The organism is Kitasatospora sp. NPDC057015 (assembly GCF_042673745.1).
Classification (GTDB): Bacteria; Actinomycetota; Actinomycetes; order Streptomycetales; family Streptomycetaceae; genus Kitasatospora.
Genome location: NZ_JBHUSG010000039.1, coordinates 84,879 through 106,448, shown reverse-complemented (window position 1 = coordinate 106,448; position 21,570 = coordinate 84,879). Strand labels below are relative to the sequence as shown.

At 74.2% G+C, this 21,570-nt stretch carries 20 protein-coding genes; 16 read left to right on the top strand and 4 right to left on the bottom strand.

Annotation, left to right across the window (positions count from 1 at the left end; all coding sequences use genetic code 11):
- The first annotated feature begins 295 nt into the window (after window positions 1-295).
- From ACFTWP_RS29750 to ACFTWP_RS29735, 4 genes are all read left to right on the top strand, one after another.
- A complete protein-coding gene (locus ACFTWP_RS29750) occupies window positions 296-889 on the top strand; it encodes a hypothetical protein (RefSeq protein WP_380268018.1) in 594 nt (197 codons plus the stop codon).
- Between the two features lie 397 nt (window positions 890-1,286).
- Complete coding sequence (locus tag ACFTWP_RS29745) at window positions 1,287-2,405, top strand: IS630 family transposase (protein WP_380268017.1); 1,119 nt, start codon at window positions 1,287-1,289, stop codon at window positions 2,403-2,405.
- A gap of 235 nt (window positions 2,406-2,640) precedes the next feature.
- Window positions 2,641-3,069, top strand: a complete 429-nt coding sequence (locus ACFTWP_RS29740; protein WP_380268016.1) for an organic hydroperoxide resistance protein — start codon at window positions 2,641-2,643, stop codon at window positions 3,067-3,069.
- A gap of 65 nt (window positions 3,070-3,134) precedes the next feature.
- A complete protein-coding gene (locus tag ACFTWP_RS29735) occupies window positions 3,135-3,506 on the top strand; it encodes a VOC family protein (protein WP_380268015.1) in 372 nt (123 codons plus the stop codon).
- Window positions 3,507-3,758: 252 nt separating this feature from the next.
- On the opposite strand, the gene ACFTWP_RS29730 is transcribed toward ACFTWP_RS29735, so the two are convergent.
- Window positions 3,759-4,328 (bottom strand): TetR/AcrR family transcriptional regulator, encoded by a 570-nt coding sequence (locus ACFTWP_RS29730; RefSeq protein WP_380268014.1) that lies wholly within the window; start codon window positions 4,326-4,328, stop codon window positions 3,759-3,761.
- Between the two features lie 70 nt (window positions 4,329-4,398).
- On the opposite strand from ACFTWP_RS29730, the gene ACFTWP_RS29725 reads away from it, so the two are divergent.
- Together ACFTWP_RS29725 and ACFTWP_RS29720 are read left to right on the top strand one after the other, a co-directional pair.
- Window positions 4,399-4,890 (top strand): FBP domain-containing protein, encoded by a 492-nt coding sequence (locus ACFTWP_RS29725; protein ID WP_380268013.1) that lies wholly within the window; start codon window positions 4,399-4,401, stop codon window positions 4,888-4,890.
- Between the two features lie 184 nt (window positions 4,891-5,074).
- Window positions 5,075-8,332, top strand: a complete 3,258-nt coding sequence (locus ACFTWP_RS29720) for a tetratricopeptide repeat protein (RefSeq protein ID WP_380268012.1) — start codon at window positions 5,075-5,077, stop codon at window positions 8,330-8,332.
- Between the two features lie 64 nt (window positions 8,333-8,396).
- On the opposite strand, the gene ACFTWP_RS29715 is transcribed toward ACFTWP_RS29720, so the two are convergent.
- The 3 genes from ACFTWP_RS29715 to ACFTWP_RS29705 all read right to left on the bottom strand — a co-directional run bounded on the left by ACFTWP_RS29715 (window position 8,397) and on the right by ACFTWP_RS29705 (window position 11,084).
- On the bottom strand, window positions 8,397-9,095 hold the full coding sequence (locus ACFTWP_RS29715) for a phytanoyl-CoA dioxygenase family protein (RefSeq protein ID WP_380268011.1): 699 nt from the start codon (window positions 9,093-9,095) through the stop codon (window positions 8,397-8,399).
- A gap of 175 nt (window positions 9,096-9,270) precedes the next feature.
- A complete protein-coding gene (locus ACFTWP_RS29710; RefSeq protein WP_380268010.1) occupies window positions 9,271-10,509 on the bottom strand; it encodes a DUF1116 domain-containing protein in 1,239 nt (412 codons plus the stop codon).
- The gene (locus ACFTWP_RS29705) at window positions 10,506-11,084 is read right to left on the bottom strand and encodes an O-methyltransferase (RefSeq protein ID WP_380268009.1); all 579 of its coding nucleotides are present in this window, start codon (window positions 11,082-11,084) and stop codon (window positions 10,506-10,508) included. Before ACFTWP_RS29705 ends, ACFTWP_RS29710 begins: the two co-directional genes overlap by 4 nt.
- Window positions 11,085-11,237: 153 nt before the next feature.
- Here ACFTWP_RS29705 and ACFTWP_RS29700 point away from each other — a divergent pair, with 153 nt between their 5' ends.
- The 10 genes from ACFTWP_RS29700 to ACFTWP_RS29655 are packed head-to-tail and all read left to right on the top strand — an operon-like array spanning window position 11,238 to window position 21,507.
- Complete coding sequence (locus ACFTWP_RS29700; protein ID WP_380268008.1) at window positions 11,238-12,170, top strand: LLM class flavin-dependent oxidoreductase; 933 nt, start codon at window positions 11,238-11,240, stop codon at window positions 12,168-12,170.
- 57 nt (window positions 12,171-12,227) lie between these two features.
- The gene (locus ACFTWP_RS29695) at window positions 12,228-13,244 is read left to right on the top strand and encodes a thiamine pyrophosphate-dependent dehydrogenase E1 component subunit alpha (RefSeq protein WP_380268007.1); all 1,017 of its coding nucleotides are present in this window, start codon (window positions 12,228-12,230) and stop codon (window positions 13,242-13,244) included.
- Entirely contained in the window at window positions 13,241-14,194 is a 954-nt protein-coding gene (locus tag ACFTWP_RS29690; protein WP_380268006.1) for an alpha-ketoacid dehydrogenase subunit beta, read from the top strand. The genes ACFTWP_RS29695 and ACFTWP_RS29690 overlap by 4 nt, the downstream gene beginning before the upstream one ends.
- Window positions 14,191-15,384, top strand: coding sequence for a pyridoxal phosphate-dependent aminotransferase (locus tag ACFTWP_RS29685; RefSeq protein ID WP_380268005.1), 1,194 nt, complete (start codon window positions 14,191-14,193; stop codon window positions 15,382-15,384). The genes ACFTWP_RS29690 and ACFTWP_RS29685 overlap by 4 nt, the downstream gene beginning before the upstream one ends.
- A complete protein-coding gene (locus ACFTWP_RS29680) occupies window positions 15,381-16,631 on the top strand; it encodes an aminotransferase class III-fold pyridoxal phosphate-dependent enzyme (protein WP_380268004.1) in 1,251 nt (416 codons plus the stop codon). The genes ACFTWP_RS29685 and ACFTWP_RS29680 overlap by 4 nt, the downstream gene beginning before the upstream one ends.
- A complete protein-coding gene (locus ACFTWP_RS29675) occupies window positions 16,621-16,893 on the top strand; it encodes an acyl carrier protein (RefSeq protein ID WP_190213341.1) in 273 nt (90 codons plus the stop codon). The genes ACFTWP_RS29680 and ACFTWP_RS29675 overlap by 11 nt, the downstream gene beginning before the upstream one ends.
- Window positions 16,890-17,582 (top strand): RraA family protein, encoded by a 693-nt coding sequence (locus ACFTWP_RS29670; RefSeq protein ID WP_380268003.1) that lies wholly within the window; start codon window positions 16,890-16,892, stop codon window positions 17,580-17,582. Before ACFTWP_RS29675 ends, ACFTWP_RS29670 begins: the two co-directional genes overlap by 4 nt.
- Before the next feature lie 6 nt (window positions 17,583-17,588).
- Window positions 17,589-18,824 (top strand): cytochrome P450, encoded by a 1,236-nt coding sequence (locus ACFTWP_RS29665; RefSeq protein ID WP_380268002.1) that lies wholly within the window; start codon window positions 17,589-17,591, stop codon window positions 18,822-18,824.
- On the top strand, window positions 18,821-20,083 hold the full coding sequence (locus tag ACFTWP_RS29660; protein WP_380268001.1) for a hypothetical protein: 1,263 nt from the start codon (window positions 18,821-18,823) through the stop codon (window positions 20,081-20,083). Before ACFTWP_RS29665 ends, ACFTWP_RS29660 begins: the two co-directional genes overlap by 4 nt.
- Window positions 20,080-21,507, top strand: a complete 1,428-nt coding sequence (locus ACFTWP_RS29655; protein ID WP_380268000.1) for a condensation domain-containing protein — start codon at window positions 20,080-20,082, stop codon at window positions 21,505-21,507. Before ACFTWP_RS29660 ends, ACFTWP_RS29655 begins: the two co-directional genes overlap by 4 nt.
- Window positions 21,508-21,570: the final 63 nt, after the last annotated feature.

Below are 21,570 nucleotides of genomic sequence, written 5' to 3'. Positions count from 1 at the left end.
CTCAGGTCCCTCGCCGACTACCTCGCCAAGATCAACCCGGACAGCCAGCCATCAAGGTCATAGTTGCCCTCGTGATTTGCGGTGCGTCACACTAGTGCTGTGACCACATAGGTTCGCCGGGTTGCTTGGTCACGCGGCGAGAGCGGGCCTGCCGCCTCAATCGACGCCCCGAGACCCACTCTTCCGTGTGAATTCCCTGGCCCCACCGGAACCGTTCGCTGAAGTCCGATTCCCGGACGGCGAGGATGGTCGATGGATCGAAGTCCGGCCATGCCGAACGCTGAGGGGTACGCCCATGTGGAAGTCACTGCTGCTGCACCGATCGCTGCGACGCACGGCGGTCGCCGCGGCCGGCTGCCTCGCCCTGCTGGCGGGTGCCGCCCCGGCGTCGACGGCCGAGGGCACCGCGAACCGCGCCGCCGGTCACCGGTTCCCCGCGAGCTTCGCCCACCCCGCGCCCTCGAAGCGGGAGACCGTCTTCGACCCCGTCTACCTCGTCCAGGCCAACTCGGGCCGCGGGGCGACGTTCGAGGTGTACGCGGGCTGGGACTACGCGCTCCTGACGAACCAGCCGGGCAACGGCACCGCCCTGGTCTTCACCCTGCACGCCGACGACCTCACCTACAGCATCGAGTCGACGTCCGCCAACTGGGGCGAGTACCGCACCTGGTGCCTCTACGGAGCCGACATCAGGCTGGAGAAGAGCAGCTGTGGCACCCGCTGGCAGATCGAGGACCTGGGCGGCGACGAGTTCTACCTCAAGGTGGCGGGGACGAAGAAGAGGATCAAGACCAGCAAGCTGCAGGACCGCAAGCGGTGGCTGGCCGCCGAGGAGGAGATCTTCATCGTCAACGAGGAGTTCGTCAGGTTCAAGCTCGTCCACCCCTGACCCCTGACCCCTGGACCCGGATGGCGTCGGAGCCGATCGACAGCACCTCCGCCATCCGGTCGCCTCACTGCCGGGTCATTGGCAGGTGACGTTGAAGGTGGTCTCGTGCGTAGCGGCGACGTTGCTGCCCCAGTTGCCGAGGACATCCTTTGTCGAACACCCACGCCAAGCACTCCGGGCGCCCCTGGTTCCATACCCGCGCACGCGTCGTCGATGCGGAGAGCGGCGCCAATTTGAGATCTGACGCGCCGACGAATGCGACTGCCCTGCCCATGTGAGCTGCCGGGTCCTGCACGGCTGCCCGGGTCTGTCGTACCGAGACGAGTCGGGTCTCGCGGCGGCGCGCTCCGGACCGGTTGGATGTGGGACACACCCCATCCGATACGTGGAGGCGTCGATGGCAGAGCCGGTCCGAGTACGAAGACTGACCGATCAGGAGGGGCGGCAGTTACAGCGGATCGTGCGCCGGGGCAGCACCAGCACGGTGCGCTACCGACGGGCGATGATGCTGATGGCCTCGGCCGGCGGTAACCGGGTGCCGGTCATCGCCCGGCTGGTGCAGGCGGACGAGGACACGGTGCGTGACGTCATCCACCGCTTCAACGAGATCGGACTCGCCTGCCTGGACCCTCGCTGGGCGGGAGGCCGTCCCCGCCAGCTCAGCCCTGACGACGAGGACTTCGTCGTCCAGACGGCCAGCACCCGACCCACCAAGCTCGGCCAGCCCTTCACCCGCTGGTCGATACGCAAGCTCCTCGCCTACCTGCGCCGCGTCTACGGCCGGGTGATCCGCATCGGCCGCGAGGCCCTGCGCTGTCTCCTCGCCCGACGCGGCGTTACCTTCCAGCGGACCAAGACGTGGAAGGAATCCACCGACCCCGACTACGATGCCAAGCTCGACCGGATCGAGCATGTCCTGGAGCATTTCCCCGACCGAACATTCGCGTTCGACGAGTTCGGACCGCTGGGCATCCGCCCCACCGGCGGCTCCTGCTGGGCCGAGCAGGGCCGGCCCGACCGGCTGCCGGCGACCTACCACCGCACCCACGGCGTGACCTACTTCCACGGCTGCTACTCGATCGGCGACGACACCCTGTGGGGAGTGAACCGCCGCCGCAAGGGCGCCGCGAACACCCTCGCCGCGCTCAGATCCATCCGGGCCGCCCGACCCGACGGCGCCCCCATCTACGTGATCCTGGACAACCTCTCCGCCCACAAGGGGACCAAGATCCGGCACTGGGCCCGGAAGAACAAGGTCGAGCTGTGTTTCACCCCGACCAGCGCCTCTTGGGCCAATCCGATCGAGGCGCACTTCGGACCACTGCGGCAGTTCACCCTGGCCAACTCCAACCACCCCAACCACCCGGTCCAGACCCGCGAACTGCACCGTTACCTGCGCTGGCGCAACGCCAACGCACGCCATCCCAACATCCTGGCCGCCCAACGCCGCGAACGAGCCCGCATCCGCGGCGAGAAAGGCCTCCGCTGGGGAGGCCGCCCTGCCCTCGCTGCCTGATCGAGCAACACGGCGAACCTTCTCGGTCACAGCACTAGACATCGCGCTTCCCGTTCCTGAACGAACTCGCTTCCGCAGAAGGCCGTTGCGGCCATGTCCAGCACCGGTGCGGGTGGTCGAGCCTCGGTCTCGTCGTCAACCCTCCCGTGGGTCCGTAGATCTGATGATACGTCATTGACTTCCTGATTTTGAAGTGTCAGATTCTGAATCAGGTAGCGATGAAGGGGAGTTCGGCATGACCAAGGCGCGGTACACGGCGCAGGCACACGTCGCCGGAGGCAGGAACGGCCACGGCCGTACGCAGGACGGCCGGCTGGATCTGGACCTGCGGCAGCCCGAGGAGCTGGGCGGGGACGGTGAGGGCGTCAACCCCGAGCAGCTGTTCGCGATCGGCTACGCGGCCTGCTTCGGCACGACACTCGCGCTGGTCGGGCAGCGCAGCGCACTCCCGGCGGACGACGTGGAGATCGACTCCTTCGTCTCCCTGATCCCGGTCGACGGCGGACGCCTCCAACTCGGCGTCGAGCTAAGGATCTCGTTGCCCTCGGTCACCGCCGAGCAGGCGGTCGAACTGGTGAGGACGGCCCACCAGGCCTGCCCGTACTCGGGCGCCATCCGCGGCAACATAGACGTGGCACTGGTGGTCGACGGCACCCTGGTGTGACACCCGCCCGCTCCCCTCGCCGAGGGGAGCGGGCGGTCCGCGCGATCGAAGGGACACCGGCCGACATGCCTCTCGCACTGCATCACATCGTCATCGACGCCCAGGACCTGCCCGCCCTGGCCCGGTTCTGGGCCGAGGTGCTGGGCTGGCGGATCCTCTCCGAGCGGGAGCGGGAGGTCGTGATCGGGCCGGATCCGACGGCCCCGGTGGGCATCTGCTTCATGCCGGTGACGGACCGCAAGGTGACCAAGAACCGCCTGCACCTCGATCTGACCTCCGCCGCGGAGGACCGGGAGGACGAGATCGAGCGCATCCTCGCACTCGGCGCCCGCAGGGTGGACGTCGGGCAGAGTGCTGACGAGTCGTGGACGGTGTTGGCCGATCCGGAGGGGAACGAGTTCTGCGTGGTCCGCCCGAAGGCGACCCTCGTCGGCTAGGGCCTGTCCGGCGGATCTTTGCGGATCGGCGCGCGGAGTCGGGCGCCCGTCTGGGTGCGCGCCCGGATCGTCCTCGTACTGGACGTACTTGGATGATTCGGGCGTGCGTCCAGACGGGGGGCACCTCCCGGCCGAAGGCTGGGGGAGCACCCCGGGCCGCCGGTTCGAGGCCGCCGCCCGCCGCTTCCTCCCGGCTCGGCCCGCCGCGAGGTGCCGGCCGGGCGGGTGGGGTCCGGGGGTGGCGGTCGTGGGTCAGCCGGTGGTCCGCGTCCGGAGCAGGGTGTCGAGGGAGTCGATGACCCAGGACCAGGAGTCCTGCGAGTCGACGGCGGTGTGGCTGAAGCCGCCGCCCGCCTCCAGGGTGACGTAGCCGTGGAAGACGCTGCCCAGCATGCGGACGGCGTGGGTCTGGTCGGGTTCGTCGAGGTCGTAGCCGCGCAGGATCGCGCGGGTCATCTGCGCGTGCCGCACGCCGGCGCTGGCGGCCGCCGTCTGCGGGTCGAGTCTGAACTGTGCGGCGGCGTAGCGGCCGGGGTGTTCCCGGGCGTAGTCGCGGTAGGCGTTCGCGAACGCGGCCAGGGCGTCCTTGCCGGCGCGTCCGGCCAGTGCGGAGGAGACCCGGTCGGCGAGTTCCTCCAGGGCGAACAGGGCGATCCGCGTCTTGAGGTCCTCGGAGTTCCTGAGGTGTGAGTACAGGCTGGCCACCTTGACGTCGAACCGCCTGGCGAGCACCGAGAGGGTCACCTGGTCGAAGCCGAGCTCGTCGGCGAGTTCGGCCGCCGCCAGGGTCAGTCGTTCCGGGGTCAGCCCTGCGCGCGCCATGACGTTCCTCTCGTTTGCCTGTATCCATTATGCATTTGCCTAAAGGCTATAGGCAAATTAGCCTGCCTTCATGAAGCCGCTGACCGAGCAAGAGATCCGTACCGCCTTCGTGAACTGCTCCAAGGGCGAGGCGAAGCGCCTCTCCGTCCCCCGCGACCTGACCGACCAGCCCTGGGACGACCTGGACTACCTGGGCTGGCGCGACCCCCAGGCCCCGGACCGCGCCTACCTCGTGACGGAGTTGGACGGCCGCCCGCAGGGCCTCGCGCTCCGCTGTCCGAGCGCCGCCTCCTGGCAGACCCGGCGCAGCCTGTGCTCGCTGTGCGTGACCCTCCACACCGGAGGCGTCTCCCTCATGGTCGGGCCGAAGGCCGGGCCGGCCGGGCGGCAGGGGAACTCGGTGGGCACCTACATCTGCAGCGACCTCGCCTGCTCGCTCTACGTGCGGGGCAGGAAGGACGCCGGGGCCGGCACGGGGTTCCACGAGTCCCTCACGGTGGAGGAGAAGATCCGGCGGACGACGGCGAACCTCGCCGCGTTCTTCGCCAAGATCACCGCCTGAGCGCGGCCGGCGCCGGACCGACCGCCGACCGCGGCGAGCCGCCTCCACCGCTGTGGCGCGCCGGCCGTACGCCGCCGGATCCTCGAAACGCCCGGTGCCCGGAACCCGTGCCGGGGCATGCTGGGACGGGGCGGGCGGGGCCCGCCGGCCGGCGGATGCCGGGTGCGGTTCGGGGAGGGGCAGGGTGACGGGGAACGAGGGGCCGGCGGGAGCCGCGGCGCGGCAGCAGGCGACGGCAACGGGCTTCGCGAGGGTCTTCCAGGCGGCCGGTGACCTGGTGGTGTACGAGGGCGGCGAGCCCTACCGGCTGGCGTCGTGGCCGGTGGCCGCGCCGGGCGGCGGGCCCGCGGCGCCGGATCCGACGGGGGAGCAGGGCCGGCGGCAGCCGAGCGTGCTGCTGCGGGCGGGCAACGCGGTCGTGCGGTTCGCCGGCCGCACCGCCGAGCGGGAGTGGCTGCGGAACTGGCGTGACGGCGAGGACACCATGGCGGTCTGCCTGCTGCACGCGCCGGGTGGGCAGGGCAAGACGCGGTTGGCGTTCCAGCTCGCGCAGGAGTGGCAGGCCCAGGGCTGGGTGGTGCTGGGCGCCTTCCACCACCGGGAGCGGCAGGCGCCGCAGGCCTTCGCGGTGCCGGTCGGCCTCGCCGAGGCGGCGGGGGTCGTGGTGCTGGTGGACTACGCCGAACGATGGGACACCGCGGACCTGCTGACGCTGCTGGGGGACACCCATCTCGGTGCGGGCCGGGGAATCCGGGTCCGGGTCCTGCTGCTGGCGAGACCGGCCGGGGCCTGGTGGCAGAGCCTGTCCCACCGCATCCACCAGGACGTCGGAGTGCCGGCCACGCGGTACGAACTCCGGCCGCTGGAGCACGATCCGGGGGTGAGCCGGGTCGCCCTGTTCACCGCCGCCCGCGACCGCTTCGCCGACCTGCTGGGCGTGCCCGCCGCGAAGGCGGCGGAGCCTCCGGGGGAACTGGCCACCCACGCGGACTACCGGCTCGTCCTCGCCGTCCACATGGCGGCCCTGGCCGCCGTCCTGTCGACCGGACTCCCCGGCGCGGCGCCGGGCGACCCCGTGGACGTGTCCGCCTTCCTGCTCGCCCGCGAGCGGGTGCACTGGCAGGCCCTCCACGACCGGACCGAGGACCGCCTCGCCACCTCGCCCGACGCGATGGCCCAGCTCGTCTACACCGCGACGCTCACCGGCCCCGTCGACCGCGAGGACGGCACGGCGGCGGTCGAGCGGGTGGGCGTCGAGAGCGAGCGGGCACCCGGCCAGCTGCTGAAGGACCACGCCCGCTGCTATCCGGCTCCCAGCGCGGACCCGCCGACCACCGGCCAGGGGCGCCCGATGGGTGCGGCGGCGGTGACGGTCCTGGAGCCGCTGTACCCGGACCGGCTGGGTGAGGACTTCCTGGCGCTGCTCACCCCCGGCCACGCCTACGAGCACGCCGTCGACGACTGGACGGCCCGGGCACCCGCCCGCCTGCTCCTGCCCGCCGCACCGCGGACCCCGCAGCCGGGCCGGTCCGAACCGCATCCGGCCTGGTCGCGGCACGCGCTGACGACCCTGATCGAGGCCGCCGGCCGCTGGGAGCACCTCGCACGGGAGCAGCTCCACCCCCTGCTGCGTGCGCACCCCGGCCTGGCGCTGCAGGCCGGGGGCTCGGCCCTGGCGACGCTCGCGGGCCACCCGGACGTGGACCTGGAGGTGCTGGCCGCGATCGACGACCTGCTGCCGGAGCGGCACGTCGAGCTGGACATCGCGGCGGCCGCGATCGCCACCCGCCTCGCCGACCACCGGCTGGCCGCCGCCGACCCCGTGGGGCAGGCCGGGATCCACGACCGCCTGGCCGTCCGGCTGGCCAACGCCGGTCAGAGCGACCCGGCCCTGGCCGCGAACGAGCGCAGCCTGCACGGCTGGCGGCGGTTGGCCGACTCGAACCGCGGCTACCTGCCCGCCCTGGCCAGGGTGACGAACAACCGCTCGTTCCTGCTCCGGCAGGCGGGTCGGTTGAAGGAGGCACTGGTCTGCTCCGAGCAGTCCCTCGGGGCGTACGGGGAGGTGGTCGGTCCCGACCGGGAGGTGGCCCTGCCCTGGATCGCCACGGCGCTGGTCAACCATGCGGCCCTGCTGTCCGAGGCGGGTCGGCGGGTGGACGCGCTGGCGTTCTCGGAGCGGGCGGTGGGGGCCTACCGCGTGCTGGCGGGTGCGGACCGGGGCGTCCACCTGCCGAACCTGGCCGTCGCGGTGAACAACCACGCGTTGCGGCTGGCCGAGGCGCGTCGTCCGGCCGAAGCACTGGCGTTCTCGGAGGAGGCGGTGGCGGCCTACCGTGCGCTGGTGGATGTGGACCGGGGCGTCCACCTGCCGACCCTGGCCGCAGTGGTGAACAACCACGCGGTGCGGCTGGCTGAGGCGGGTCGTCCGGCCGAGGCGCTGGCCGTCACGGCGGAGGCGGTCGGCACCCAGCGCGAACTGGCCGCTCTCAACCCCGCCGTCCATCGGCCGACTCTGGCCATCGCGCTCGCCAACCACGCGGTGCGGCTGGCCGAGGCGGGTCGTCCGGCCGAGGCGCTGGCCGTCTCGGCGGAGGCGGTCGGCACCCAGCGTGAACTGGCCGCTCTCAACCCCGCCGCCCATCGCCCGAATCTGGCCACCGCGCTCGCCAACCACGCCGGGCGGCTCGCGAAGGCGGATCGCCCGGCCGAGGCCCTGGTGCTCTCCGCGGAGGCGGTCGCCGTGCGGCGGGAGCTGGCGGGCGCCGACCCGGGCCCCCATCTGCCGTATCTGGTCATCGTGCTCGCCAACCACGCCGGGCAGCTGGTCGACGCCGGTCGTTCGGCCGAGGCCCTGGTGTTCTCCGCGGAGGCCGTCGCGGTCCAGCGTGAACTGGTGGCGCCGGACCCGGCCGCGCACCTGCCGAACCTGGTGACCGTCCTCGCCAACCACATCGTGTGGTTGTCCGGGGCGGGCCGACAGGCCGAGGCCCTGGCGTTCTCCGAGGAGTCCGTCGAGGCTTACCGAGACCTGGCCCGTCGGAACAGCGCCGACCACCTGCCGAGCCTGGCGGACGCGCTTGAGGACCGCCTCGTGCGGCTGGCCGACGCCGACCGGCTGACCGACAGCCTGGCCCTCGCCGAGGAAGCCGTCCACGTGCGCCGGCTGCTCGCCGGCGCCGACCCGGCCACCCATCGGCCCGCGTACCTGCAGAGCCTCGTGGTCCTGGGGCTGGCCCGGCTGCAGAACGCGCGGTTCGGCGAGGCGGTCGTGCCGCTGGTCGAAGCACTGGTCATCGCTCGGGACCTGCCCGGGCACCACGAGGACCTCGTCCGTACGATCCCGGGTCTGCTGCGACGCGCCCGCGCCGAGGACCGTGCCGCGGTCGACGAACGGTTCCGGTCGCTCACGGGTCGGGGCTTTCCGGAGTGGATGCGGTAGCCGCCGCCGGGCCCGGCGGGGCGACCGGGCCGGGCGGCGCGAGCGGCCGTGGCGACCGGGCCGGTCAGGGGCGTTCGATGCCGAGCCGGATCCGCGCCGCCCGGGTACCGGACCACGGCCCCGGCTCCGGCGGGTCGGCCATCGGGCGGACCCAGGCCTCGGTGAAGCTGAGCAGGATGGCCGTGCGCGGCCCGGCGGTGCGGTTGACGCCGGCCCGGTGCCAGGTGGAGGCGGCCAGCACGATGAGGTCCCCGGGGTCGGCGACGGCCGTGACCGGTGCACCGCCGGGCGTCAGCGGCGGCTGCTTGTAGCGCTGGTGGCTGCCCGGCATGAACTCGGTGGCCCCGCTCTCCGCGGTGAAGGGAGTGAGCGGCAGGACGCACTGGAGGGCGAGCAGGCTGCCCTCGACGACCTGGGTCATGTCGTTGTACGGGTAGTCGATGTGCCAGCGGTCGGGCTTCGCCCCGGGGTTGACCCGGTTGAGGCTCAGGTCGTTCATCAGGGCGTGCGGGCCGAGCAGGGTGTCGGTGAGCTCGGTGAGCCGGGGGTCGTTCATCAGGTCGACGAACGCGGCTCCGTGGCGGAACAGTTGGAAGACGCGTACGGACTCGGGGGTGTGCAGCGCGGATTCGGCTGCGAGCAGTTCGTCGGCCAGCGCGCGGAGTTCGGTGACCTGCGAGGCTTCGAGGAAGCCGCGCCACACGTGGTGGCCGTTGCGGTGGAAGTGCGCCGCGGACGGCGCGGCGGTCGCTGTCTCGATCATGGTGTCCTCATTCCGGAGCGGGTGGGGGCGGCGGAGCGGGCGGGGTGGCGGAGCGGGCGGGATGGGCGGCCGTCAGTGGGCGTGGCGAACGGAGTGCTGGCGGACGGGGCGGTGGCGTCGGGCGTCCCCGCGTCGGCGGGTGGGGGCGGGGACGGTGGGGCCCGGCGCCGGTCGCTCAGTCGGAGCCGGTCAACGCGCGCGAGGCGGCGAGGAAGGGCGCGACCGGGAGTTCGGCGAGCCCGGCGCCGATCCGCCCGACGCCGGGGGAGCGGTGGAGCAGGCCGGTGGCGAGCAGCGGGGTGATGCCGCTGCGGGCCACCCGGTGGACGTCGATGCCCTGCGGGATCCCGGTGGAGCCGTTCCCGGGGATGCGGTACAGCCTGCTCTCGGCGCTGGCGATGGAGCGCATCCGGCGGGCGTCCGCCTGCACCCGGGCCGCGCTCAGGCCGAGGTGGTCGGTGGCGGCGGGCGCCGCCGGCAGCGCCATCGCGCCGAAGCCGGCGACCTCGGCGGCGAAGGAGTCCCCGATGACGGGGTGGACGTCGGCGGGCGAGTGGCCGCCGAACAGCACGGCGCTGCCGACCGGCGCGGGCGCGGTGAACCACCGCCCGCCCAGGCCGGCCACCTGGATCCCCACCCGGTGGCCGTTGGAGACGACCGTCCGGAGGAGGGGACTGCCGGGCCGCTCGGGGATCGCCCGGGCCAGCAGCCTGGCGGTCAGTACGGCGAAGGCGCCGAAGAACTGGGGGTCGGCGCTCATCCATCGCAGCACCCGGGGGGTCTCGGGCGAGCGGATCTCCCGCTTGAGGATCAGGCCGGTGAGCTGGACGAGGAGGTGGGCCGTGCCGGCGGTGGTCCGGCTGTGGCCCTCGTCGCCCTGGGTGAGTGCGGTGCGCAGGATGCGGGTGACGTTGAGTTCCGCGCCCTCGCAGGCCCGTTGGAGCAGCGGCAGGACGGCGGCGGCGACCCAGCGGAGCCGGTCGAGGGTGCGCGGGTCGTGGTGGCCGGCCCGCAGGCAGGGGCCGGCGCCCTCGCCGAGGGTGCCGAAGACCGTGCCGCCGTGGGTGTCGCGCAGGACGGCCACCGGCATGGAGCGGGAGATGATCCCGGTCAGTGCGCCGAGCGCGTCGTGGTCGGCGCAGGGCAGCAGGGTCAGCCGGCCGTCGTCGATCAGGCGGCCGGCCTGTTCGGGTGTCCCGGCGGCCCCTTCGAGCAGGAGCGCGCCGATCAGGGCGGAGCGCATCGGTGCCGGCGGGGCGTCCGGGCCGAGCGGCGGCCCGGCGTGCAGGTAGGTGCGTTCGTCCAGTCGCGGGCAGATCCGGCCGGCCGTGGTGAAGGAGTCCAGGAAGACCTGCACGTCGTCCAGGACGGCGGCGTCGGCCGCCGGGAGGTGCTCGGCCGCGGCCGGACTCACGCGACCGCGGCCGCGTGTCGCCGGGTCGCGATGATGTGGCCGGTGCCCACCGGGAGGTCGACGAGGACGAGGCCGGGCTCGGCCCGGAGGGTGGTCCGTACGGCGGCGATGGCGGCGTGGTGCTCGGCGAGCGTGTAGCGGTCCGGGTCCATGTCGTCGAGCAGCAGGACGCCGCCTTCGCGCAGTGCGGCGAGGGTGCGGTCCAGGCCGCTCCACTTGCCGCCCTCGGCGTCGGCGAAGACCAGGTCGAAGGAGCCGAGTTCGGGCAGCAGGGCCACGGCGTCGCCGGTGTGCGGCTCGACCCACGCGGGCCAGTCGGTCGTGGCGGCCAGTGCGGCGGTCTTCGGGTCGTGCTCGACGGTGACGAGGGCGACGTCCTCGCGTCCCTGCAGGCCGTGCAGGACCCAGGCGAGGCCGACCCCCATGCCGGTGCCCAGTTCGAGGATCCGGCCACCGGGCGGGACGGCGGCGGCGAGCGCCGCGAGGAGTTCTCCGGTCAGCGGTGCGCATGAGTATGCGAAGCCGTTGTCCGCGGCCCGCTGCTGGGCCTGGGCGACGAGGGGCGGGACGTCCACGGGGCCGACCTCCTTGAAGGGGGAGTGACAAGAGTGAGGGGAGTGGAGCATATTTTTGCGTCAAGGTGCAAGTAATTAACAAGAGTTCGGTGATCATCGGCGGCAGGCGGGTGGGATGTGGCCGAAAGTCATCCCCTGGAGAGGTGGGCCGCGATGCGGAACCCGGTGAGTGTCGGCTTCAAGGCGCCCCAGCAGCACGTGGCCTACGAGCGGGTGCTGCGCCTGTGGGAGGAGGGCGAGGAGATGGCGGAGTTCACCCACTCCTGGCTCTTCGACCACCTGGATCCGGTCGGCGCCGCGCCGGACGGCGGTGGCCCGGCGGGCTGCCTGGAGGCCTGGACCCTGCTGGCCGCGCTCGCGGCGCGCACCTCCCGGCTGCGGCTGGGGGTGCTGGTCACCGCGAACACGCTGCGCGAGCCGGCGGTGCTGGCCGCCATGGTCTCGACGGTGGATCACATCTCGGGCGGTAGGCTGGACTTCGGATTCGGGGCCGGCTGGTACGAGGCGGAGCACCGTGCGCGCGGCCTGCGGCTGCCGCCGCCCGGTGAGCGCTTGGCGCGCTGGGCGGAGGCGTGCGGGCTGATCCGGCGGCTGTGCGCGGGCGAGGAGGTGGACTTCGAGGGCCGGTACTACCGCCTCCGGGGCGCCCGGCTCGCCCCGGCGACCGTCCAACGCCCTTGCCCGCCCTTCGTGTTGGGGGCCACCGGGGTGCGGGCGCTGGCCGTCGTGGCGCGGCACGCGGACGTCTGGAACACCGCCGCCGGACTGCCCGGCTTCGCGGCCCGGCTGGCCGCGCTGCGGGCGCACTGCGAGGCGCAGGGGCGGGATCCCGACACCCTCGCGGTCTCGGCGCAGATCCCGGTCGACTTCGCCGCGCCGGCCGCCGTCCGGGCGACGGCCGAGCGGTTCGTGGCGGCCGGCGCGAGCCATCTCGTCTTCGAACTGCCCGCCCCCTGGCCGGTGGACGCCCTGGAGCGACTCCGTCGCGAAGTGGTGCAACGTCTTTCTGTTGACATCCAAACGCAAAAAAGTCTCCTAAAGCGGACTGATGAACGATCAGACCTTGTAAATCTCCGATCAAGCTGACTACCGTCACGTCTGCCCCAGGAGCAGGCCCCTGCTCCGGCGACGGATGGAGCCGTGATGGCATTAGCCCTTCCCGCCGACCCGGCCGCATCGCCGATGGACCCTCCACAGGACGGCGGACTCGACCTGGTCGCCGCCTACACGGCGATGGTCCTCATCCGGGCCTACGAGGAGCGCATCCTCCAGGCACGGACCGACCGCGAGGTGATCGGCCCGGTCCACCCGTACATCGGCCAGGAGGCCGTCGCGGTCGGCGTCTGCGCCGCGCTCCAGCCCCGCGACCACCTGGTGAGCCACTACCGCGGACACGGACACGCGCTGGCCCGCGGCGTCGACCTCGACGCCCTCACCGCCGAACTCTTCGGGCGGGTCGACGGCCTCTGCGGAGGGAAGGCCGCCGCCCTGGTCAGCGACCCGGCGACGCACCTCCTGCTCTCCTCGGGCATCGTCGGCGCCGGCATCCCGGTGGCCGCCGGGGCGGCCATGACCTCCCAGGTCCGACGCGACGGCGCGGTGGCCGTGGTCTTCTTCGGCGAGGGCGCGCTCGGCGCCGGCGTGATGCACGAGACCCTCACCCTGGCGGTCGCCCAGCGACTGCCGCTGATCCTGGTCTGCGAGAACAACGGCTACCAGGGCGCCACCCGGACGGAGGAGGTCTACCCCGACACGTCCGTCGCGCGGATCGCCGAGGGCCACCGGATGCCCGTCCACCGCGTCGACGGCAACGACACCCTGGCGGTGCACGCCGCCGCCGCCGCCTCGGTGGCGGCGGCCCGGGCCGGGCGGGGGCCGGCGTTCATCGAGGCGAGCACCTACCTCACCCGGTTCCACCTGCAGTTCGACCGGCCCTCGGGTGAACGCCGGCCGGCCGAGGAGCTCGACGGCTGGCTCGCCCGCGACCCCCTCGACGCCCTGCGCGGGCACCTGCTGGCCGCCGGCACCGCGCCGGCCCTCCTCGACGCCCTGCACACCGACGCCCAGCAGCGCGTCGAGGCGGCCGTCGCCTTCGCCCGCACCTCACCGTGGCCGGCCCCCGAGCTAGCCCTGACCAACCTCTGGGCGGGTACCCCGTGAACGAACTGGCAGTCCTGGACCTCATCCTGGAGCAGGAACTCGACCGCAACCCCGACCTGGTGTTCCTCGCCACCAGCACACCGCCGAGCTGGCGCGCCCGTTTCGGCGCCGAGCGCGTCCGGACCTGCCCCATCTCCGAACCGGCCATGGTCGGCGCGGCGCTGGGCGCGGCGATGACCGGACTGCGCCCGGTGGTCGACCTCAACCGGGCCTCCTTCGCCTTCCTGGTGATGGACCAGCTGGTCAACCACGCGGCCCGGATCCACTACCTGAGCGACGGCTCCTACCGCGCCCCGATGGTGCTCACCTCGGCGACCCGCGGCCCGCAGCAGCTCGGACCGCAGAACGAGCAGTGCCCGTACGGCGTCTTCATGCAGACCCCGGGCGTGCGGGTGGCCGTCCCCGGCTCCGCCACCGACGCCTGCGCCCTGCTGCGCACGGCCGTCCGCGACGAGCAGGGCCCGGTGCTGCTGTTCATCGCCCCCGGCCTCGCGGACCACTGCGACCTGCGGGCCGCGCTGGCGGCCGAGCCCCAGCCGTTCGGCGTCGCCCGCCTGGTCCGCGAGGGCGACGCCGCGACGGTGGTGGCGATCGGCTCCGCGGTGCACGCCGCCACCCGCGCCGGTGACGAACTGGCCGCCCAGGGCGTCCACGTGGAGCTGCTCGACCCGCGCACCCTGGTGCCCCTCGACCTGCCCGCGCTCGCCGCCTCCGTCCTGCGGACCGGCCGGCTGGTGCTGGTCGACGACGGACCGCGCTCCGGCGCCCCCGCGCAGATCCTCGCCGCACTGCTCGACGTACCGGGCGTCGCCCGGGCCCTCGGCGGCCGGATCGCCCACGTCAGCGCCCCCGAGGTGCCCGTGCCCTCCTCACCGGTGCTGGAGGCGCAGTACTGGGCCACCCCGGAGCGGGTGGCGGCGGCGGTCCGGCGGCTGACGGCCGCCGCATGACCGGCAGCGCCGCCACCGGCGTCGGCCACCGCCCCGGCCCCGGCGCCGCGGCGCCCGCGGAGCGGCTGCTCGGCGGATCGGCGTTCGCCCTCTCCGCGCAGGCCCGGCGGCTGGAGGCCCGGGGCTTCGACGTGGTGCGGCTGGAGGTGGGCCAGCCCGACCTGCCGGGCCCGCCGGCCGCGGTGGCGGCGGCCACCGGCGAACTGGCCGGCGGTCACGCCGGTTACACCGATCCGGCGGGTGACCCGCTGGTCCGGGAACAGGTGGCCGCGCACTACGCCGCCCGGCTGGCCCGCCCGGTGGCGGCCGACCAGGTGCTGCTCCTGCCGGGCAGCAACCTCGCCCTCTGGTTCACCCTGCTGGGCGTCCTCGCCCCGGGCGACGAGGTACTGGTGCCCGACCCCGGCTTCCCGCCGTACGCCGAACTCGTCCGGCTGGCCGGCGGCACGCCCGTCGGCTACCCGCTGCGTCCGGAGCACGGCCACGTCCCCGATCCGGCCGAGGTCGGGGCGCTGGTCACCGCGCGCACCCGGGTGCTGGTCGTCAACAGCCCGCACAATCCGACCGGTTCCGTCTGGCCGCAGGACTGCCTGGCGGAGCTGGCGGGGCTGGCCCGCCGGTACGGGCTGCACACCGTGACGGACGAGGCGTACCGGGAGCTCGCCGAGCCCGGCCTCGACACCCCGCTGTACCCCGCGGACGAGCGGACCGTCGTGATGGACAGCCTCTCCAAGAGCCACTCGATGTGCGGCTGGCGGATCGGCATCGCGATCGTCCCGCCCGCCGCCGTCCGCCGCTTCACCGACCTCCTGGTGAACACCAACTGCTGCATGCCGTCGTTCGTCCAGCGGGCGATCCCGGCGGCGCTCGCGGCCACCGGTCACGTGGCCCGGGCCAGGGCCGAGTACGCGCGCCGGCGGGCCCTGCTCGTCGACGGACTCTCGGCCGTCCCCCGCGTGCGGGTCATCCGCCCGCTCGGCGGCCTGTACGTCCTGGCGGACGTCCGCGACAGCGGCCTCGACGACCGCCGGCTGGCCGAACTCCTGCTCCACGAAGCACACGTGGCAACCGCGCCTGGCAGCCTCTTCGGCGCCCACGGCGCGGGCCACCTCCGTCTGTCGCTCACGCTGCCGCCGACCCGCCTCACCGAGGGCGTCGCCCGGCTGCGTACCCGTCTGGAGGACCTGTGACCACCACCCCGCTCGCGCGCCCGCCCCGCCGGACCGCCCACAGCCTCAGCGCCCTGGACGAAGGGGCGGCGCTCCCCGCGCGCTACACCCTGGAGGGCTCCGAGAACGCCACGCTGCACCTGCGCGGCGAGGACGGCGCCGCGCGCCGCTGCACCGACCTGATGTCCGCCTACGCGTCCGTCAACTTCGGCCACCGGAACCCGGAGTTGGAGCCGGTCCTGGCCGGCGGCTCCGACCTGGCCGCGCTCTTCTACCCGCCGCAGGCCGAACTGCTCGCCGACTGGCTCTGCCGGCGGCTCGGCCTCGGCGCGGACGGCCGCGTCCTGTTCCAGGTCGGCGGCAGCTTCGCCGTCTCCTCCGCGCTCGCCCTGGCCCGCCGGGCCCGGCCCGGCCGGGTGCTGGCGATCCGCGGCGCCTTCCACGGCCTCGGTGTCGACGCCCAGGCGGTGACCACCGTGCACCGCGCCCACGCCCTGCAGGACACCGGCTTCGCCGACCGGATCGCCGACCAGGTCACCCACCTGGAGCCCGGCACCGTACCCGAGGACTGGGACGACGTGTCGTGCGTCCTGTACGAGACCGTCCAGGGGGCGAACGGCTACGTCCCGTTGGACGTCGCCTGGCTGGCCGAGCTCCAGCGGGCGGCGCGTCGGGCCGGCGCGCTCACCGTCGCCGACGAGATCCAGGGCGGCTACTACCGGCACGGCCACCTCAGCCCGGCCGTCGCCGCCGGACTCGACCCCGACATCCTGCTGTTCGGCAAGTCGCTGACCAACGGCCTCTTCCCGCTGTCGGCCGTCGTGTACCGCAGCGGCCTGGAGTCCGCCGCCACCTCCGAGGTCCACCTCGCGCACACCTTCCAGACGGCGACCCTCGGGTTCGCCGCCGGCTGGGAGGTGGCCCGCTACCTGGACCGCTCACCCGTCGAGAGCTGGTGCCGCCGGGTGGGCGCCGCGCTCGAACACGCGGCGCGGCACTGGAGCGAGGCGGGCCTGGCCACCGCCGTCCGGCTCACCGGCCCCACGCTCTCCTTCGAGCCCGTCGGGCCGAGCGCCGCCGAGGTGGTCCAGGGCGCCTTCCGGCGCGACGTCCTGGTCTTCGCCGGCGGCGACGACGGCCGGCGGATCCGGATCGCACCTCCGCTGACCATTCCCGAGACCCAACTGGCCACCGCCCTGGACGCGGTGACCGCAGCCCTGACCGAAGACCGGCCCACCCCACCGCTGGGAGACCACCATGGATCGTGACGACCTCTACGCGCAGCTCCGCGAGTTCCTCGCCGGGCTGGCCGCCGAGTCCGGGCGGGAGTTCCCCGACCGGCTCGACCCCGATGACAACCTCTTCGACCTCGGCCTGGTCACCTCCTTCTCCGTCATCCGGATGATCCTCTTCGTCGAGGACGTCACCGGCTGCCCCATCGACCTGGCCGACCACGAGCCGCAGGCCTTCTACACCCTCGCCGGCATCCACACCCTCGTCGCCTCGCAGCGCCAGGAGGAGAGCGCGTGACCACCACCGTCGAGCACCGCTTCGACGAAGCCGCGATCACCCGGCTTCGGCAGGAGTTCAGCCAGGTCAGCACCTCCCAACTCGCTGACGCCTCAGGTGACCTGGTCACCGCCCTGCGCCTGCCGCTGCGGGCCAGGAACGGCCTTCCCCGCGTCGCCGGCCCGGCGTTCCCGGTCGCCACCGACGACGACATGCTGCCCTGCCTGCAGGCGCTGGCCGCGACCCCGCCCGGCTGGATCCTGCTCCTGGTGAACCGGAAGCAGCCCTCCGAGGCCCTCGCGGGCGACATCCTCACCGCCTCGGCCCTCGCCCAGCGGCTGGGCGGGCTGGTGGTGGACGGCGCGGTCCGCGACCTCGACGACCTCGCCGAGCTGCCGATCCCGGTGTTCTCCACCGAGGTGACCCTGGTGTCCGCCCGGACCACCCGCGAACGCGCCCCGCACGTACCGCAGACCGTGCGCACCGGCGGGGTGGAGGTGCGGCCCGGCGACTGGCTGGTCGGCGACGCCGACGGCTTCGTCGTGGTGCCCGAGGACAAGGTGACCGCCGTGCTGAGCGCCGGCCGGCTGCTGCGGGCCCGCGAGGACCGCCTGAAGCAGTCCATCCGCGACGGCGCCGGCACCCTGGCCGAGCTCACCGGCCTCGCCGACTTCCTGGCGGGCACGGGCGAGCTCCGATTCGAGGTCTGACGCCCCGTGACGACGACCCCCGCCACCCCGGCCCCGGGCACCCCCCACTCCGCGACACCCGGCTCCGCGCCGGCCCACCCCGGCACCGCCGTGCTCGACTTCGACGACCCCGGCTTCCAGGCCGACCCCTGGGCCCTGTACGACCGCTACCGCGCGCACGAGCCCGTCCACCGCTCCGAACTCCTCGGCGGCTACGCCGTCTTCGGCTACGAGCTGGTCCGCGAGGTGCTGGTCTCGCCCCGGTTCTCCGCCTACCACCCCTTCCGCACCAGCCGCCGCGCGTTCGGCCCCTCGATGCTCGACCGCGACGGCGCCGAGCACCAGCGGCTGCGCTCCGCCGCGGCCGGCCCGTTCCGCCCGCGCGCGGTGGCCGGCTACGCGGAGCGGATCGTGGAACCGCTCGCCGGCGAGCTGCTCGACGAACTGGTCGCCGACCGCCGGACGGACCTGGTGGACGCCCTGGCCCGCACCCTGCCCTTCCGCGTCATGTGCCGGGTGCTCGGCCTGCCCGTGGAGGAGGCGCCCTGGCTCGCCGCCACCCTGGCCCCGCTGGTCGACTACGTCGACCACGGGCCGACCACGCTCGCCGAAGTCACCCGGCGGCGCGAGGAGCTGCGCGAACGCCTCCAGCGGGCCCGGGCGGGCGAGGCCCGCGACGGCCTGCTCGCCGACCTCGCCGCCGACGAGCGGCTCAGCCCGGCGGAGGTGGTCAACACGGCCGTCCTGCTGCTGGCCGCCGGCACCGAGACCACGGCGGCCGGCATCGCCAACGTCCTGGTCGCCCTCGGCACCAGGCCCGAGCTCTACCGGCGACTGCGCACCCGACGCGAGGACGTGCCGGGCGTGGTCGCCGAGACCCTCCGGCACGAGCCGCCGCTGCACGTCACGCTCCGCTTCGCCGCCGAGGACGTCCACCTCGACGGGGTGGAGATCCCGGCCGGCGCCCCGGTCAACGCCTTCCTCGCCGCGGCCAACCGCGACCCCTCGGTCTTCCCCGAACCCGACGTCTGGGACCCGCTGCGCCGCCCGCAGCGCACCCCGCTCACCTTCGGCGCCGGCCGGCACGTCTGCCTGGGCGCCGGCCTCGCCGTCGCCGAACTGGAGACCGTCGTGAACGCCGTCCTCGACCGCGTGGAGGCCCTGGACGTGCTGGCGCCCGCGCCCCTGCCCAGCGGACGCACCTTCCGGGCGGCCTCTCCCGTCCGCTGCTCCGTGCGCCCCGCCGCCGGGGCCGGGCGATGACCGCCGCGCGGGAGCGGACCGCCCCGCCCGGCCACAGCGACCCGCACGACGACAGCGACCCGCCCGGTCACAGCGCCGTGCACGACGACGCCGCCGGGGACGCCGCCGCCGGGGACAGCATCCGCTGGACGGCCCCCTCGCCCGTCCCCGAGAGCGGGCGGCAGGCCTTCGACGAACTGCTGCCGTACTGCGTGCCCCCGGGCGGTCACCGGTGCGAACACACCGACCTGGCCACCGTCGTCCACTACCGGCCGACCGCCGACTGGCCGGCGGCCCGCGCCGAGGACCTGCTGGCCGCCGCCCACGCCCGCACCGCCCGCCGCCAGGGCGCCCCGCGGGCCAGGTTCGACCAGGGCGCCACCTCGACGGTCACCCGACCGGCCCCGGCCGGACACCGCCGGGTGGGCACCGGCCTGGAGGTGGGCCCGGGAGCATCGGCCCGGCTGCTCCGCGCCCTGGACACCGTCCTGCTCGACCTGGCCCTGGACAGCGGCGCCGACGAGTACACCGCCCCGCACCTGGTGGACTGGTCGACCGTCGAACGCGCCGGATACACCCGCTCCTTCCCGCAGAACCTCCTGGCGGCGGCCGAGGTCGGCCCCGACCTGGCCGCCCTCGACCGGTTCGCCGCCGCACCCGACCGTGCCGCCCGCCGGGCCGAACTCGTACCCGGCGGCGCCGTCCTGGCCCCCGCGGTCTGCCTGCACCTGTTCGCCGCACTGGCCGACCGGCCGCTGCCGGCGCCCGTGCTCGCGACCGCCCGGGCCGGCTGCGCCCGGCGCGAACTGCCGTCGGCGGTCTCCGCCACCCGGCTGACCTCGTTCACCATGCGCGAGATCGTCTACGTCGGCGACGCGGCCGGCGCCCGCGCCTTCCGGGACGACATGCTGGAGCGGCTGGAGTCCCTCGCCCGCGCCGTCGGCCTGCCGTGCCGGCTGGAGACGGCCAACGACCCGTTCTTCACCCCGGACCGGGTCGACTACCTCGCCTTCCAGTCCGCCTACGAGGTCAAGCACGAACTGCGCGCCCGGCTGCCGCACGGCGCCCCTGACGTCGCCGTGGCCTCGGTGAACCTGCACCAGCAGCACTTCGGCACCGGCTTCGCCATCGACGGCCCGAACGGCGCCGCCTACTCGGCCTGCATCGGATTCGGACTCGAACGGTGGGCGCACTGGATCCGGGCCCACACCGGCGACGACCCCGCCGACTGGCCCGCACCGCTGCGCGAGGCCGCCGCCGCACGGAGGGAACCAGCATGAACCGACCACCCGCGGGCGACACCCTCGCGATCGGCTTCGGCACCGACGGACCCCCCGTCACCGCCGCCATGACCTGGGGCCAGGTCGCCATCTGGGACGTGCTGCGCTGGCTGCCCCCGGAGGACACCTCCACCAACCTGGTGCTGGCCGTCCCCGCGCCGCCCGGCACGGCCGTCGAACGGGCCGCCGCGGCCGTCCGGCTGCTCGTCGAACGCCACGACTCGCTGCGCACCCTGTTCTCGGAAGGACCGCGGGGGCCGCTCCAGAGCGTGCTGCCCGGCGGCACCCTGCCCGTCCGGCTGCACCCGGCCGGCGCGGCGGGGGCCCGGGAGACCGCCGAGGAGGTCGGACGGCAACTGCGCTCCACCCCCTTCGCGGCGGCCGAACCACCCGTCCGGGCGGCGGTCGTCACCGACGGACCGCACGCCGCGGTGGTGGTGCTGTGCCTCAGCCACCTCGCCATCGACGGCTGGAGCCTGTCCATCCTCCGGGCGGACCTCACCCGGCTGCTGACCGACCCGCAGGGCCTCGCGCCCCGGGCCCAGCAGCCGCTGGAGCGCGCCGACTACGAGGCCTCCGAGCCCGCCCGCCGCAGCGAGAAGCGGGCACTGCTGTTCTGGGAGCAGGCGCTGCGCGAACTGCCCGCCGCCATGGTGGAGGACCTGCGCGACGGCGGCCCCTCCGACCGGCAGTGGTCGCGGCTGAGGTCGCCGGCCCTGGCCCTGGCCGCCGGCGAGCACGCCCGGCGCGCCCGGCTGAGCCCCTCCGTGGTGCTGCAGGCCGGCACCCTGCTGCTGCTGGCGCTCTACACCGGCGAGCCGTCCGCGGCGCTGCGCACCATCGTGGCGACCCGGTTCCGCCCGGAGAACCAGGCGCTGGTCGGCGCGTTCAACCAGAACGCGCTGGTGCGCGCCGAGCTCCGCGAGGAGACCTTCGACGCGTTCCTGCGCCGGGTGGGCAGCGCCGCCGCCACCGGGTACCGGCACACCGAGTACGAGCCCCGGGCGCTGGAGGAGCTGATCGAGCGGATCGGCGCTGAGCGGGGGCTGCGCACCGGGGGCTTCTGCTTCTTCAACGACGTCCGCTTCGGCTCCGGACAGCAGCCGCTCGCCGCACCGGCCGCCGGATCGGCCGAGGCCCTCGCCGGCGCGCTCGACCGAACCGAACTCTCCGACCCGGAGTGGGACTTCGACCAGAAGGGTGCCAAGTTCTTCCTGTTCCTCCAGGAGTTGGAGGCGCCCCGTGGCCCGGAGACCGCGCGATCGGTGATCACCCTCTGCGCCGACCGCAGGTTCCTGGCCGGCCGCGGGAGCGCGGTCTTCCTCCGCGACCTGGAGTGGCTCCTGGTCGAGACCGCGTACGCGGACACCACGGTGGGCGCGCTGGCGGCCGCCCTGCGCGGGCGCGCCCCCGCCGGCGGCTGACCGGCCGGCCCCCGCCGGCCCGCAGCGCACGACGACGGCCGGGCCCCCGCGGGCCCGGCCGTC

What these genes read in the sequence shown, in the direction of transcription:
- ACFTWP_RS29695 (WP_380268007.1), top strand. Translation starts at nt 12,228, where the DNA reads ATGGCATTAGCCCTTCCCGCCGACCCGGCCGCATCGCCGATGGACCCT.
- ACFTWP_RS29715 (WP_380268011.1), bottom strand. Translation starts at nt 9,095, where the DNA reads ATGATCGAGACAGCGACCGCCGCGCCGTCCGCGGCGCACTTCCACCGC.
- ACFTWP_RS29725 (WP_380268013.1), top strand. Translation starts at nt 4,399, where the DNA reads ATGAAGCCGCTGACCGAGCAAGAGATCCGTACCGCCTTCGTGAACTGC.
- ACFTWP_RS29675 (WP_190213341.1), top strand. Translation starts at nt 16,621, where the DNA reads ATGGATCGTGACGACCTCTACGCGCAGCTCCGCGAGTTCCTCGCCGGG.
- ACFTWP_RS29735 (WP_380268015.1), top strand. Translation starts at nt 3,135, where the DNA reads ATGCCTCTCGCACTGCATCACATCGTCATCGACGCCCAGGACCTGCCC.
- ACFTWP_RS29685 (WP_380268005.1), top strand. Translation starts at nt 14,191, where the DNA reads ATGACCGGCAGCGCCGCCACCGGCGTCGGCCACCGCCCCGGCCCCGGC.
- ACFTWP_RS29745 (WP_380268017.1), top strand. Translation starts at nt 1,287, where the DNA reads ATGGCAGAGCCGGTCCGAGTACGAAGACTGACCGATCAGGAGGGGCGG.
- ACFTWP_RS29740 (WP_380268016.1), top strand. Translation starts at nt 2,641, where the DNA reads ATGACCAAGGCGCGGTACACGGCGCAGGCACACGTCGCCGGAGGCAGG.
- ACFTWP_RS29750 (WP_380268018.1), top strand. Translation starts at nt 296, where the DNA reads ATGTGGAAGTCACTGCTGCTGCACCGATCGCTGCGACGCACGGCGGTC.
- ACFTWP_RS29655 (WP_380268000.1), top strand. Translation starts at nt 20,080, where the DNA reads ATGAACCGACCACCCGCGGGCGACACCCTCGCGATCGGCTTCGGCACC.
- ACFTWP_RS29730 (WP_380268014.1), bottom strand. Translation starts at nt 4,328, where the DNA reads ATGGCGCGCGCAGGGCTGACCCCGGAACGACTGACCCTGGCGGCGGCC.
- ACFTWP_RS29700 (WP_380268008.1), top strand. Translation starts at nt 11,238, where the DNA reads ATGCGGAACCCGGTGAGTGTCGGCTTCAAGGCGCCCCAGCAGCACGTG.
- ACFTWP_RS29660 (WP_380268001.1), top strand. Translation starts at nt 18,821, where the DNA reads ATGACCGCCGCGCGGGAGCGGACCGCCCCGCCCGGCCACAGCGACCCG.